At 64.3% G+C, this 12,393-nt stretch carries 14 protein-coding genes; 6 read left to right on the top strand and 8 right to left on the bottom strand.

What is annotated here, in order from left to right; translation table 11 throughout:
- The 3 genes from ACFC3J_RS04590 to ACFC3J_RS04580 all read left to right on the top strand — a co-directional run.
- A partial coding sequence (locus ACFC3J_RS04590) for a phosphotransferase (RefSeq protein ID WP_375195025.1) occupies positions 1-904 on the top strand: 904 nt, incomplete at its 5' end.
- The gene (locus ACFC3J_RS04585) at positions 901-1,077 is read left to right on the top strand and encodes a hypothetical protein (protein ID WP_375195024.1); all 177 of its coding nucleotides are present in this window, start codon (positions 901-903) and stop codon (positions 1,075-1,077) included. The genes ACFC3J_RS04590 and ACFC3J_RS04585, both read left to right, overlap by 4 nt.
- 20 nt (positions 1,078-1,097) lie before the next feature.
- A complete protein-coding gene (locus ACFC3J_RS04580; protein ID WP_375195023.1) occupies positions 1,098-1,661 on the top strand; it encodes a DUF4337 domain-containing protein in 564 nt (187 codons plus the stop codon).
- A 47-nt stretch (positions 1,662-1,708) separates the two neighbouring features.
- On the opposite strand, the gene ACFC3J_RS04575 is transcribed toward ACFC3J_RS04580, so the two are convergent.
- The 6 genes from ACFC3J_RS04575 to ACFC3J_RS04550 all read right to left on the bottom strand — a co-directional run bounded on the left by ACFC3J_RS04575 (position 1,709) and on the right by ACFC3J_RS04550 (position 7,151).
- Positions 1,709-2,647 carry a Gfo/Idh/MocA family oxidoreductase gene (locus ACFC3J_RS04575; protein ID WP_375195022.1) on the bottom strand — a complete coding sequence of 313 codons (939 nt, stop codon included), beginning with the start codon at positions 2,645-2,647 and terminating at the stop codon, positions 1,709-1,711.
- 50 nt (positions 2,648-2,697) lie between these two features.
- Positions 2,698-3,540 (bottom strand): class III extradiol dioxygenase subunit beta, encoded by an 843-nt coding sequence (locus ACFC3J_RS04570; RefSeq protein ID WP_375195021.1) that lies wholly within the window; start codon positions 3,538-3,540, stop codon positions 2,698-2,700.
- The gene (gene ligA, locus ACFC3J_RS04565) at positions 3,540-3,944 is read right to left on the bottom strand and encodes a protocatechuate 4,5-dioxygenase subunit alpha (RefSeq protein WP_375195020.1); all 405 of its coding nucleotides are present in this window, start codon (positions 3,942-3,944) and stop codon (positions 3,540-3,542) included. The genes ACFC3J_RS04570 and ligA overlap by 1 nt, the downstream gene beginning before the upstream one ends.
- 84 nt (positions 3,945-4,028) lie before the next feature.
- On the bottom strand, positions 4,029-5,051 hold the full coding sequence (locus ACFC3J_RS04560; protein WP_375195019.1) for an amidohydrolase family protein: 1,023 nt from the start codon (positions 5,049-5,051) through the stop codon (positions 4,029-4,031).
- A complete protein-coding gene (locus tag ACFC3J_RS04555) occupies positions 5,048-5,935 on the bottom strand; it encodes a DUF1932 domain-containing protein (protein WP_375195053.1) in 888 nt (295 codons plus the stop codon). The genes ACFC3J_RS04560 and ACFC3J_RS04555 overlap by 4 nt, the downstream gene beginning before the upstream one ends.
- Before the next feature lie 64 nt (positions 5,936-5,999).
- Entirely contained in the window at positions 6,000-7,151 is a 1,152-nt protein-coding gene (locus ACFC3J_RS04550) for a LysR substrate-binding domain-containing protein (RefSeq protein WP_375195018.1), read from the bottom strand.
- Between the two features lie 112 nt (positions 7,152-7,263).
- Here ACFC3J_RS04550 and ligK point away from each other — a divergent pair, with 112 nt between their 5' ends.
- The 3 genes from ligK to ACFC3J_RS04535 are packed head-to-tail and all read left to right on the top strand — an operon-like array spanning position 7,264 to position 9,873.
- Entirely contained in the window at positions 7,264-7,938 is a 675-nt protein-coding gene (ligK, locus tag ACFC3J_RS04545) for a 4-carboxy-4-hydroxy-2-oxoadipate aldolase/oxaloacetate decarboxylase (RefSeq protein WP_375195017.1), read from the top strand.
- The gene (locus ACFC3J_RS04540; RefSeq protein WP_375195016.1) at positions 7,931-8,995 is read left to right on the top strand and encodes a 4-oxalomesaconate tautomerase; all 1,065 of its coding nucleotides are present in this window, start codon (positions 7,931-7,933) and stop codon (positions 8,993-8,995) included. Before ligK ends, ACFC3J_RS04540 begins: the two co-directional genes overlap by 8 nt.
- A complete protein-coding gene (locus tag ACFC3J_RS04535) occupies positions 8,992-9,873 on the top strand; it encodes an amidohydrolase family protein (protein WP_375195015.1) in 882 nt (293 codons plus the stop codon). Before ACFC3J_RS04540 ends, ACFC3J_RS04535 begins: the two co-directional genes overlap by 4 nt.
- A gap of 41 nt (positions 9,874-9,914) precedes the next feature.
- Here ACFC3J_RS04535 and acs read toward each other — a convergent pair whose 3' ends face one another.
- Together acs and ACFC3J_RS04525 are read right to left on the bottom strand one after the other, a co-directional pair.
- Positions 9,915-11,876 (bottom strand): acetate--CoA ligase, encoded by a 1,962-nt coding sequence (acs, locus tag ACFC3J_RS04530; RefSeq protein WP_375195014.1) that lies wholly within the window; start codon positions 11,874-11,876, stop codon positions 9,915-9,917.
- A complete protein-coding gene (locus ACFC3J_RS04525) occupies positions 11,876-12,280 on the bottom strand; it encodes a pseudoazurin (RefSeq protein ID WP_375195052.1) in 405 nt (134 codons plus the stop codon). Before ACFC3J_RS04525 ends, acs begins: the two co-directional genes overlap by 1 nt.
- Positions 12,281-12,393 lie beyond the last annotated feature (113 nt).

Here is a 12,393-nt window from a genome sequence, read left to right as displayed (position 1 = left end):
CTATCGCCTGTCGACCCCCGACCGTTCCTATGTCCTGCGCCGCAAGCCGCCGGGCGTCCTGCTGAGGGGCGCCCATGCGATCGAACGCGAGGTGCAGGTCCTCTCCGCGCTGGAAAGCGCCGATTTTCCCGTGCCGCACATCTTCGGGCTATGCGAGGATGGCGCGCTGATCGGCACGCCCTTCTATGTCATGGAACTGGTGGAAGGCCGCATCTTTTGGGACGCGACCCTGCCGGAGGTCGATCGCGACCAGCGCCCCGCTTATTTCGATGCGATGAACGCCACTATCGCCCATCTGCACAGCGTCGATGTGGCGGCGGCGGGCCTGTCCGACTATGGCAGGCCCGGCAATTATTTCGCGCGGCAGATCGGCCGCTGGTCGCGCCAGTATCTCGAAGACGATCTGGCCGGCCGCGACCCGAACATGGACTGGCTGGTCGAATGGCTGCCTGCCAATATCCCGCCGGGCGACGAAAGCGCGATCGTCCATGGCGATTTCCGCTGCGACAATATGATCTTCCACCCGACAGAGCCCCGCGTCCTGGCGGTGCTGGATTGGGAGCTTTCGACCCTTGGTCACCCGCTGGCGGATTTCGCCTATCACGCGATGATGTACCGGATGCCTCCGGATATCGTCGCCGGCCTCGCCGGGACGAACCTTGCCGCGCTCAACATCCCGTCCGAACAGGACTATGTGGCGGCCTATTGCGCCCGGACGAGGCGCACCGGGATCGACCATTGGCCATTCTACATCGCCTTCAACTTCTTTCGGCTGGCCGCGATTTTCCACGGCATCAAGGGGCGCGTGCTGCGCGGCACCGCATCGAGCGCCCACGCCCGTGAGCGCGCCCAAAATTTCCCGCGCCTCGCGGCCATCGCCCGGCAAAATCTGGAGATAGCATGACCGGCCATCGGGACGGCATCATCCTGTCCCTTGAAGACGGGATCGCCCGCATCACGCTCAGCCGCCCCGACGCGGGCAACGCCATCACACTGCCGCTTGCAAAGGCGTTGCTGGCCGGCGCGGGCGACCAGCGCTCCACCAACTGCGGTCTGGGCCTTACGCCGCCGTCCTAAGCCTGCATTCAGGAGCAGGCATGGAAATCGAAGTCAGCGCAGAGGCCAAGGACAAGCGGCTCAACCGGATGGTGGCGGTCACCGTCGTCCTGCTTTCGGTTTTTGCCGGCCTCTGCAACATCAAGGATGGTAATATCGTCCAGGCCATGGATCAGGCCCAGTCCAGTTCGGTCGACAGCTGGAGCCAGTATCAGGCGACGAAGACGAAGCTTCATCTGGCGCAGGACAGCCGTACGATGCTGGCGGTGGTGGCGAACGGCGCCCCAACCGAACAGGCCAGGCCCGCATTGGCGAAACTGGATGGAGAGATCGCCAAATATCAGTCCGAAGCGCCGAAGCTGGCACAGCAGGCGAAGGGTTACCGGCAGGATTATGACGCGCTCAACATCCACGACGACCAGTTCGACGCGAGCGAGGCGCTGATCTCCACCGCCATCTCGCTCGCGGCGGTCGCAGCCCTGTGCGAAAGCATGGGGTTGCTGTTCGCAAGCTGGGCCTTCGGCGCGTCCGGGCTGTTCATGGGGGTATGCGGCTTTGCCGGATGGGGGTTCCACCCGGACCTGCTCAGCAACTTCCTGGGATAAAAAAGGGGCCGCCATGATGGCAGCCCCTTGCTATGAACCCGTTCGGGTCAGCCCAGCTGCTTTTCCAGCTCGCCCAGCACGCGGTAGCAGTCGAACACCTTCTGTACGCTGCTGTTCGGTTCACGGCCTTCGCGGATCGCGCTGATGAACTCGCGGTCCTGAAGCTCGATGCCGTTCATCGACACCGCGACCTTGCTGACGTCAATCGCCTCTTCCTTGCCGTTCACCAGATCGTCGTAACGGGCGATATAGGTGCCGGTATCGCCGATATAGCGGAAGAAGGTGCCCAGCGGCCCGTCATTGTTGAAGCTCAGCGAAAGGGTGCAGATAGCGCCCGTCTCGCTCTTGAGCTGGATCGACATGTCCATGGCGATGCCCAGTTCGGGATGGATCGGCCCCTGCATGGCGTGGGCGGATACGATCCTGCCCGCCTGATAGGCGAACAGATCGACGGTGTGCGCGGCATGGTGCCAGAGCAGATGGTCGGTCCAGCTGCGCGCCTCGCCCTTGGCATTGATGTTCTTGCGGCGGAAGAAATAGGTCTGAACGTCCATCTGCTGGATGTTCAGCTCGCCCGCCGTGATGAGGTTGTGGACATATTGGTGCGACGGGTTGAAGCGGCGGGTGTGACCGACCATGCAGACGAGGCCGGTTTCTTCCTGCTTCGCCAGTACTGCCTGCGCGTCGGCCCAGCTGTCCGCCAGCGGGATTTCGACCTGCACATGTTTGCCTGCGTTCATGCAGGCGATGGCCTGGGCGGCGTGCATCTGCGTCGGGGTGCAAAGGATGACCGCATCGACATCGTCGCGCGCCAGAGTCTCGGCCAGATCGGTGGTGGCGTGACCGATGCCATATTTCGCTGCAACCGCCTGCGTGGGTTCAAGATTGCGGCCGACAAGCGAGGTCACGGTCACGCCGTCGATATTCTTCAGGCCATCAAGATGCTTTTCGCCAAAGGCGCCTGCACCGGCAAGGGCTATACGCATGATTTCTACTCCATAATCAGTCCCCTCCCGCTGACGGGAGAGGAGAAAATTCAGGCAGGCTCCAACACCAGATGCCCGACCGCGGTATTCGAAGCGGGAACATGATAATGGCGATGCAGGGCCTTCACTCGCCGGCCAAGCGCGCCGCGCATGATCAGCCACATCACCATTTCGATCCCTTCGGATCCGGTTTCCCGCAGATATTCGATATGCGGAATGGCGCGAAGCGCCTCGCCGTCATCCTCGCTCATCAGGTCAAGAAAGCGGTTGTCCCACTCCGCATTGATCAACCCCGCGCGCGGTCCCTGAAGCTGGTGGCTCATACCGCCGGTGCCCCAGATCTGCACGTTCAGATCCTCTGGAAAACTCTCGACGGCACGGGCGATCGCCTCGCCCAGCATCCAGCAGCGATTGCCCGAGGGCGGCGGATAGGTGACGACGTTGACGGCCAGCGGAATGACCTTGCACGGCCATTTCGCCGGCTGATTGAACAGCAGGCTCAACGGCACGGTCAGGCCATGGTCGACGTCCATCTCATTGATGATGGTCATGTCGAACTCGTCGAGGATCAGGCTCTGCGCGACATGCCATGCAAGGTCGGCATGTCCCTCCACCTCCGGCACCGGGCGCGGGCCCCAGCCCTCGTCGCAGATGCCGTAGCGGTCAGCGCAGCCAATGGCGAAGGTCGGGATGATCTTCATGTCGAAGGCCGACGCATGGTCGTTATAGACCAATATCACGACATCGGGCTTTTCCTGCGCGATCCATTGGCGCGACCAGTCATAGCCCGCAAATACGGGCTGCCAATAAGGCTCGGCGGTCTTGCCCAGGTCCATGGCGGCGCCGATGGCGGGCACATGGCTGGTCGCGACGCCGGCGGTAATGCGGGCCATCAACGTTTCTCCCTGATCGAACGGACGCCCTCAGGGGAGCGGCCGCCGGCGATCATCATCGCCTGATAATCCTCCGGGCTCATGCCGGTCATGGTGCCGACGGCCTGGAGGAAGCTGAGGCCGTCGGTCGAAAATACCTTGGCCAGGAAATAGATATTGCCGCCCAGATCGAGGCAGCGATTATAGTCGCGGTCGAGGATCGCCTTCTTCTGGTCCTCGGTCATCGGCCATTCGTCGATATAGGCGCGTTCATTCGCCTTCCAGCGCTCACGATTTTCGGCCTTCATCAGGCTCATCGCGAACTGGTTCATCCAGTAGCCCTGCCGGGCCCGCTTGGCCGTGTAGACCCGCGTGCCGGGAATATCGTCGAACTGGCCAAGATATTCATGAATGTCAGTGCTCATCTCAACCTCTCTTGGAAATTCATCCCCCGGCCCTTCCTTCCAACAAAAGACCGGGGGATGAATCCGCCCCTCCGCGGGGATTGCTTACAGGCCCCGCGCCTTCAACTGCGCGTCGAGACGCGGGAAGACGCGGCGTGCATTGCCTTCGAAAATGGCGTGGCGTTCGGCATCGCTGATCTCCAGCGCATCGACATAGCGCTTGGTATCGTCGAAATAATGGCCGGTGGTCGGGTCGATGCCGCGCACCGCGCCGACCATTTCCGACCCGAACAGGATGTTCTTGTTGTCGATCACGTCCGCCAGCAGATCGACGCCCGGCTGGTGATAGACGCAGGTATCGAAGAAGATGTTGTTCATAAGGTGCGTGTCGAGGCTGGGCTTCTTGAGCATGTCCGCCAGACCCCGGTAACGGCCCCAATGATAGGGCACCGCGCCGCCGCCATGCGGGATGATGAAGCGCAGCGTAGGAAAATCGGCGAACAGATCGCCTTCCAGCAGTTGCATGAAGGCGATGGTGTCGGCGGCGATATAATAACCGCCGGTCGCGTGCATCGCCGGGTTGCAGCTGCCCGAAACATGGATCATCGCCGGGACGTCCAGCTCGACCATCTTTTCGTAGAAGGGATACCAGTAACGGTCGGTCAGCGGCGGATGCGTGAAATGGCCGCCACCCGGATCGGGATTGAGATTGCAGCCGATGAAGCCCATGTCGACGCAGCGCTCCAGCTCGGCGATGCTGTTCGTCATGTCAGCTTGCGGAGACTGGGGCAGCATGCAGACGCCGACGAAGGTTTCGGGATAGAGGCCGACGACGCGCGCGATCAGGTCGTTGCAGCGGGTCGCCCACTCCTTCGCAACGTCGGCGTCGCCCACATGGGGCGCCATGGCGGAGGCGCGGGGGCTGAAGATGGTGAGGTCAGCGCCGCGTTCCTTGATGAGCCGCAGCTGGTTGGATTCGATCGTGTCGCGGATTTCGTCGTCGCTGATCTCGGGATAGGCGGGAGCCGGAACACCCGCCTTGAAGGCGGCCTTCTGTTCCTCGCGCCATGCGTCATGCCCCTTGGGGAGCACGGTATAATGGCCGTGGCAGTCGATAATCAGGCTCATGCGGCGTCAGCCTTTCGTTCGTTTGATAGGGTAATATATGCGATTTTCCCGGTCAGCCCTTCCGGCGGTGTCTTCACGCCAAGCTCGCCGATGGCGCGCTGGCGTTTGACGGTGCCCCGCGTCATCGCGGCGCCGGTGCCCAGCCCTTCCAGCGTCTTGACGACTTCCTCCATCTCGGCGGCGCGGCGAATGCCGTGGATCAGCATCCGGTCGAGATTATAGTCGGCGCGCTCTTCCCAGGGCTTCAGCTTGTCGCTGGCGTCGAGCGAGGCCAGCACGTCCTCCCGCACGCCCGCAGCTTCGGCGGCCAGCACGCATTCGGCGGTCAGCGCCTCGATCCCCTTCACCATGACCGAGCGGATCATCTTGATCGAGGAGGCGCGGCCTACCGCATCCCCCACGACCCGCGTTTTGACGAAACCCAGCGCAGCAAGGCGCGCCGCCGCCTCTTCCGCCTGCCCGCCGCTCAAAAGCAGCGGAACTGCCAGACGGGCCGGATCGACCGGTGCCATCACCGCGACGTCGACATAATGACCGCCCGCCGCCTCGACCAGTTGCGCAGCCTGCTGCTTGGTTTGCGGCGCGACGCTGTTCATGTCGCAATAGATCGCGCCGGGGGCCATGCACTCCGCGGCAGCCCCGGCCGCGGCCAGCGCCTGATCGGCGGTCACAAGGGAAAGGATAAGATCGACGCCCGACAGCGCGTCGTCCAGAAAGCGGGCGCCCAGAACATGGGCGGCCTTATAGGCGTCCAGCATCGCCGGCGCCTCCGGGCCATTGCCGGTCTTGCGATCGAACACATGCGCCCGCTCGCCCCAGCCCCCCGCATGCGCAAAGGTGGACCCTGCTTCGCCAAAACCGATCAGACCGACTTCCTGCTCCATATGGATGGCCATGACCGATTGCCTGCAAGGGCGCCAATCGAATCCACGCGATCGATATAAGATTTTACGAATATAGTGCATCGACCTCCGCCTCGACCGCTTCCATGAATCGGCGTTGCAGGCGGGTCGGACGCCAGTCGGCGCGGGTGGTAATGCCGATGATGCGGCTGACCGATCCGGGCGCCGGGCCGATGTCGATCACCATGCCGACATCCAGCTCCAGCGCGAGCTGGTCGACCGACAGCAGGGTCAGATAATCCCCGCCCAGCAGCAACTGCCGGATCGTCATCACCGATCCGCATTCGATCGGCACGGGCGGCAGCGCGCCACCCAGCGCCTCGAACATCTTGCGCCAGAGCTGCCGCAGCGGCGTCCCCTCTGGCGGCAGGATCCAGGGATAGCGGCGCAGCGCATCGGCATCCCAGCCCGCCGCCAGCGGGTGGCCCGCCCGCCCAATGATGGTCGGCCGATCCTCGAACAGCGGCTTTTGCGTCAGATCCTGCCCGATGGAGGAATCGCGCAGGGCGCCGATCATCATGTCGACTTCGCCCTCGCGCAAGGGGCCCACCAGTTCCGTGTGCGATCCTTCGAAGATGTGGATGTCGACCTGCGGGAAATGGTCGCGGAAACGGGTGATGACGCGGGGCAGCAGCCGCGCCCGCGACAGCGGCATGGCGCCGACCACGATCCGTCCGCTCTCCTGCCCCTTCAGATCGGCGATATCCTCCAGCCCGGAGCGCAGCTCCGCCAGCGCCAGCCGCAGCCGACGCGCCAGCACCGCCCCCTGACGGGTGAGCGCCAGCCCCCTTCCTCGCCGGTCGACCAGCCGGTATCCCATGGCCAGCGCCAGATCGCCCACGGCCCGGTGCAGCGAGGGTTCGGTGACGCCCGCCTCCGCCGCCGCCGCAGGATAGCTGCCCGCCCGCGCCAGAGCTACGAAGGCGCGGACCTGCGCCGCCGTTACCCTGCTGCTGCCGATCAGCCGCAGGGCCGCATTGACGCGAGGGGCAAGACAGATGGCCGCGTCGGTTGGAACCATCCCGCCGGGTTGCCGCTCGAACAGGGGCAGACCCAATTGCGCCTCCAGCTTGGCGATGCCCTGGGTCACGGCTGGCTGGGTCAGATTGACCTGCCGCGCGCCGAGTGAGACGCTGCCCTGCTCGACGACGGCGGCCATGGCGGCAAGGTGACGGATATTGAACTGATCAGGAGCCATATTTTATAATTAGCAAAATTTTATGGCCGGCGCATAGATCGGATTTGAGCTGGCGCGATCCCTTCTGCATGGCAGGCTCCAGCTTTTTGTCATCGAGTCAGGAGAGAGTTCCATGTCCGGCGTCGTCGTCCAGAATATCGAACGGGCGGAGCTTTCCGTCATCGACGGCCTTGCCAAATGCGGCGTCGCCACCGTGCACGAGGCGCAGGGCCGCACCGGCCTGCTCGCCCCTTACATGCGCCCCATCTACACCGGCGCGCGGATTGCGGGCAGCGCGGTCACCATCTCGGCGCCTCCGGGCGACAACTGGATGGTGCATGTCGCGATCGAGCAGCTGAAGGAAGGCGACATCCTCCTCCTCGCGCCGACCAGCCCCTGCTCCGACGGCTATTTCGGCGACCTGCTCGCCACCTCGGCGCAGGCGCGCGGTTGCCGGGGCCTGATCATCGATGCCGGCGTGCGCGACGTGCGCGACCTGACGCAGATGAACTTTCCCGTCTGGTCGAAGGCGGTCCACGCGCAGGGGACGATCAAGGCGACGCTGGGCAGCGTCAATGTCCCGGTCGTCTGCGCCAATGCGCTGGTCAATCCGGGCGACGTGGTCATCGCCGATGATGACGGCGTGTGCATCGTGCCCCGCGCCGATGCCGCCGCTGTTCTTGAAAAGGCGCAGGCCCGTGAAGCCGCCGAGGAAGCCAAGCGCGTCCGCCTCGCTGCGGGCGAACTCGGCCTCGACATCTACAATATGCGTCCGCGCCTTGAGGAAATGGGCCTGAAATATGTCTGACGCCCAAAACTCCGCCCGCGTCATGTGGATGCGCGGCGGCACGTCGAAAGGCGGCTATTTCCTTGGCTCCGACCTGCCCGCCGACAGCGCCGCGCGCGATGCCTTTCTGCTGCGGATCATGGGCTCGCCCGATCCGCGCCAGATCGACGGCATGGGCGGCGCCGATCCGCTGACGAGCAAGGTCGCGGTCGTCAGAAAATCGAGCCAAGAGGGCGTCGACGTCGACTATCTCTTCCTTCAGGTCTTCGTCGACCAGGCGATCGTCAGCGACGCGCAGAATTGCGGCAATATCCTCGCCGGCGTCGGCCCCTTCGCCATCGAGCGCGGCCTCGTCGCCGCGCAAGATGGCGAAACCCGCGTCGCCATCTTCATGGAGAATACGGGCCAGATCGCCATCGCCACGGTGGAAACGCCGGGCGGCAAGGTCCGTTATGACGGCGAGGCCCGGATCGACGGCGTGCCCGGCAGCGCCGCCCCGATTCCGCTGGAGTTCCGCGACACCGCCGGCTCCTCCTGCGGCGCGCTGCTTCCGACCGGCAACGCTTTCGATGAAGTCGAGGGCGTACATGTCACGCTGATCGACAATGGCATGCCCTGCGTCGTCATGAAGGCACAGGATGTCGGCGTAACCGGCTATGAGGACCGCGAAACGCTGGACAATGACCACGCGCTGAAGGCCCGCATCGAGGCGATCCGGCTTGCCGTGGGCGAGCGGATGAACCTCGGCGACGTCAAGGAAAAGTCGGTGCCCAAGATGATGCTGGTCGCCCCGCCCCGCAACGGCGGCGCGGTTACGGTGCGCAGCTTCATCCCGCATCGCGCCCATGCCTCTATCGGCGTGCTGGGCGCGGTCAGCGTGGCGACGGCTTGCCTGATCGAAGGATCGCCCGCCGCCGAAGTCGCCGCGATCCCTTCGGGCAACCGCAAGACGCTGTCGGTCGAGCATCCGACCGGCGAGACCACCTGCGTCATGGAACTGGACGACAGCGGCGCCGTCACCAGCGCCGCGATGCTGCGCACGGCGCGCAAATTGATGGATGGAGAGGTTTTCGCATGACGAACCGCATCACCAGCTGGCACGGCAATCCTTCGAAGCCGCGCTACACCCCGCCGGCAGGCGCGATTGACGCGCATTGCCATGTGTTCGGCCCGATGGCGGACTTCCCCTTTTCCGCCAAGGCGAAATATCTGCCGGAGGATGCCGGGCCGGACATGCTGTTCGCGCTGCGCGACCATCTGGGGTTCGCGCGCAATGTCATCGTGCAGGCGAGCTGCCATGGCACGGACAATGCCGCGACCCTCGACGGCATCGCCAGGTCCAATGGGAAGGCCCGCGGCGTCGCCGTGGTCGATCCGGCGATTTCGGAAGCGGACCTCGCGGCCCTGCATGACGGCGGCATTCGCGGCATCCGTTTCAATTTCCTCAAGCGCCTCGTCGACGACGCGCCCAAGGACAAGTTCCTCGAAGTCGCGAAGCGGCTGCCCGCAGGCTGGCATGTCGTCATCTATTTCGAGGCGGATATTCTGGAAGAACTTCGCCCCTTCATGGACGCGATCCCGGTGCCGCTGGTGATCGACCATATGGGCCGCCCCGATGTGACCCAGGGGCCGGACGGCGCCGACATGAAGGCGTTCCGCGCCTTTCTGAACAGTCGGGACGACATCTGGTTCAAGGCGACCTGCCCGGATCGTCTGGACCCGACAGGGGACCCGTGGAACGCCTTTGCCGACGCCGTGGCGCCGCTGGTGGCGGACTATGAGGATCGGGTGCTGTGGGGCACGGACTGGCCGCACCCCAACATGCAGGACAATATCCCGGACGATGGCCATCTGGTCGATATGATCCCCCGCATCGCGCCCACCGTCGAACTGCAACGTAAGCTGCTGATCGACAATCCGATGCGGCTCTATTGGCCGGAGGAAGTTGCGCGATAACGGGAAGTAAGGTGCTCCTGCCTGCGCAGGGCACCTTATCTTTAACCCACCCTGTTCCGGACCAGCTCCGTCACAATCGCAGGGTCGGCCAGCGTCGAAATATCTCCAAGCGCCTGCGCCGACGTCTCTCCCTCCGCGATCTTGCGCAATATCCGGCGCATGATCTTGCCCGAGCGCGTCTTGGGCAGTCCCGGCGAGAACTGGATCACATCGGGCGTCGCGATCGGCCCGATCTCCTGCCGCACCCAAGCGACCAGCGTTTTGCGCAAGCCCTCGCTCGGCTCCTCATGGGCGTTCAGCGTCACATAGGCGTAGATGCCCTGCCCCTTGATATCGTGCGGAAAGCCGACCACGGCCGCCTCCGCCACGCACTCATGGCAAGCAAGCGCGCTTTCGACCTCCGCCGTGCCCATGCGATGGCCAGACACGTTGATGACGTCGTCGACCCGCCCGGTGATCCAATAGTCCCCGTCCGCATCCCGACGGCAACCGTCCCCGGTGAAATAGAGTCCCGGATAGGTGGTGAAATAGGTCTGGAAGAAGCGATCCTGATCGCTCCAGACCGTCCGCGCCTGCCCCGGCCATGAGCGGGCGATGCAGAGATTGCCCTCGCCCGCGCCCTCCACGATCGCCCCGTGACAGTCCACCAGCAGCGGCTCCACCCCGAAAAATGGTTTGGTCGCGGCGCCGGGTTTCAGGTCGGTGGCGCCCGGCAGCGGGGCGATCATGTGCCCACCCGTCTCGGTCTGCCACCATGTATCGACGATCGGGCAGCGTCCCTCGCCCACCACCTCATGATACCAGCGCCACGCTTCGGGATTGATCGGCTCGCCCACCGTGCCCAACAGGCGCAGCGAGGCGCGGCTGGTCCGGGTCACGAACTCGTCGCCTTCCTTCATCAGCGAGCGCAGCGCGGTCGGCGCGGTGTAAAGCGTCGCCACCTGATGCCGGTCGACAATGTCCCAGATGCGGCTGGGCGAAGGCCAGTTGGGCACGCCCTCGAACATCAAGGTCGTCGCCCCGTTCGCCAGCGGCCCATAGACGATATAGCTATGCCCCGTGACCCAGCCTATATCGGCAGAGGACCAGAACACCTCGCCCGGCCGATAGTCGAAACTCAGATCGAAGGTCATCGCCGCCCAGAGCAGATAGCCGCCGCTCGAATGCACCATACCCTTGGGCTTGCCGGTCGAGCCGCTGGTGTAGAGCAGAAACAGCGGATCTTCCGCGCCCATGGATTCGGCCGGGCAGTCAGCGGAAACGGCAGCCGCCAGTTCGTCATAATAAGCGTCCCGCCCATCCTGCATAGCGACATCGCCGCCAGTCGCACGGATGACGACGACGGTCTTGAGCACCGGCGCCAGAGCGGCCGCCGCATCGACGTTACGCTTCAGCGGCACCGTCCTGCCCCCACGCCGTCCTTCATCGGCGGTGACGACGACCTTGCTGTCGCAATCGACGATCCGTCCCGCGAGAGCCTCCGGCGAGAAGCCACCGAACACCACGCTATGGATCGCCCCGACCCGGGCGCAGGCCAGCATCGCGAAGGCCGCTTCCGGGATCATCGGCAGATAAAGCGTCACCCGATCGCCTCGCTGCACGCCTGCGCCCTTCAGCACATTGGCGAAGCGGCACACCTCGGCATGAACCTGGCGGTAGGTAAAGCGCTGCGCGTCTTCCTCCGGATCATCCGGTTCCCAGATGATCGCGACTTGGCTTCCCCGCTCCGCCAGATGCCGGTCAAGGCAATTGGCCGACACGTTAAGCGTCCCGTCGGCAAACCAGCTGATGCCGAAATCGGCCTCGGCAAAGCTGCTCTCATTGGCCCGGCTCGGCGCCTTGATCCAGTTGAGCCGCTGCGCCTGCTCCAGCCAATAGGCCTCCCCATCCTCCAGCGAACGGCGATGCCCCGTGGCATAGCCCACCGCGTCGACCTTTGCCCCGGCCGCCCATTCGGACGGCACCGGATAGAGGTCCTCGCTTTTTGCCCCCGCGTCCAGCATCACTTCACCCTGGCAAGCGCGGCTGTCATCCGCCGGGCGGCGAAGGGCGGCAGCTTCACCGCCCTGGCTGCGGCCAGCGCCGTCGGGTCTGCCTTGCCCGCCTGCACCAGTGCGACCATGCCCATCGAATAATGCGGCATGCACTTGATGCCGTAGAGGCCGGGCTTGGTGACGGTCATCACCGCTTCCTTGTTCATCGCACCCTTCATCGGCGTGACGCCGGCGGGCAGCATATTGGGGAGGGTTTCGGCGTTATGGCTGGGATCGGTCGGCTTGAAATGAATGGTGTCGCCCACGGCTGCCTTTATGAAGGAGGGTTCGAACACCATGGCGCCGTCCGTGCCCTGATTCTTCATATGGACGACGATGTCCCTGGCCTGCGCGGATAGCGGCGCCATCGTCATCAGCGCGACCGTTGCGATCCCGCTCAAGGTGGTGCGAATGTCGATCAAGGCTCTCTCCCGTCATGAATATTGCGTTGCGACAAAAATGGCCCAGTGGGAGGGACGATCGCAAT

This window comes from Sphingobium sp. (assembly GCF_041987595.1).
Lineage (GTDB): Bacteria > Pseudomonadota > Alphaproteobacteria > Sphingomonadales > Sphingomonadaceae > Sphingobium.
Note: the sequence above shows the minus strand (reverse complement) of the source record. Positions and strands in the feature narration are given on the sequence as shown.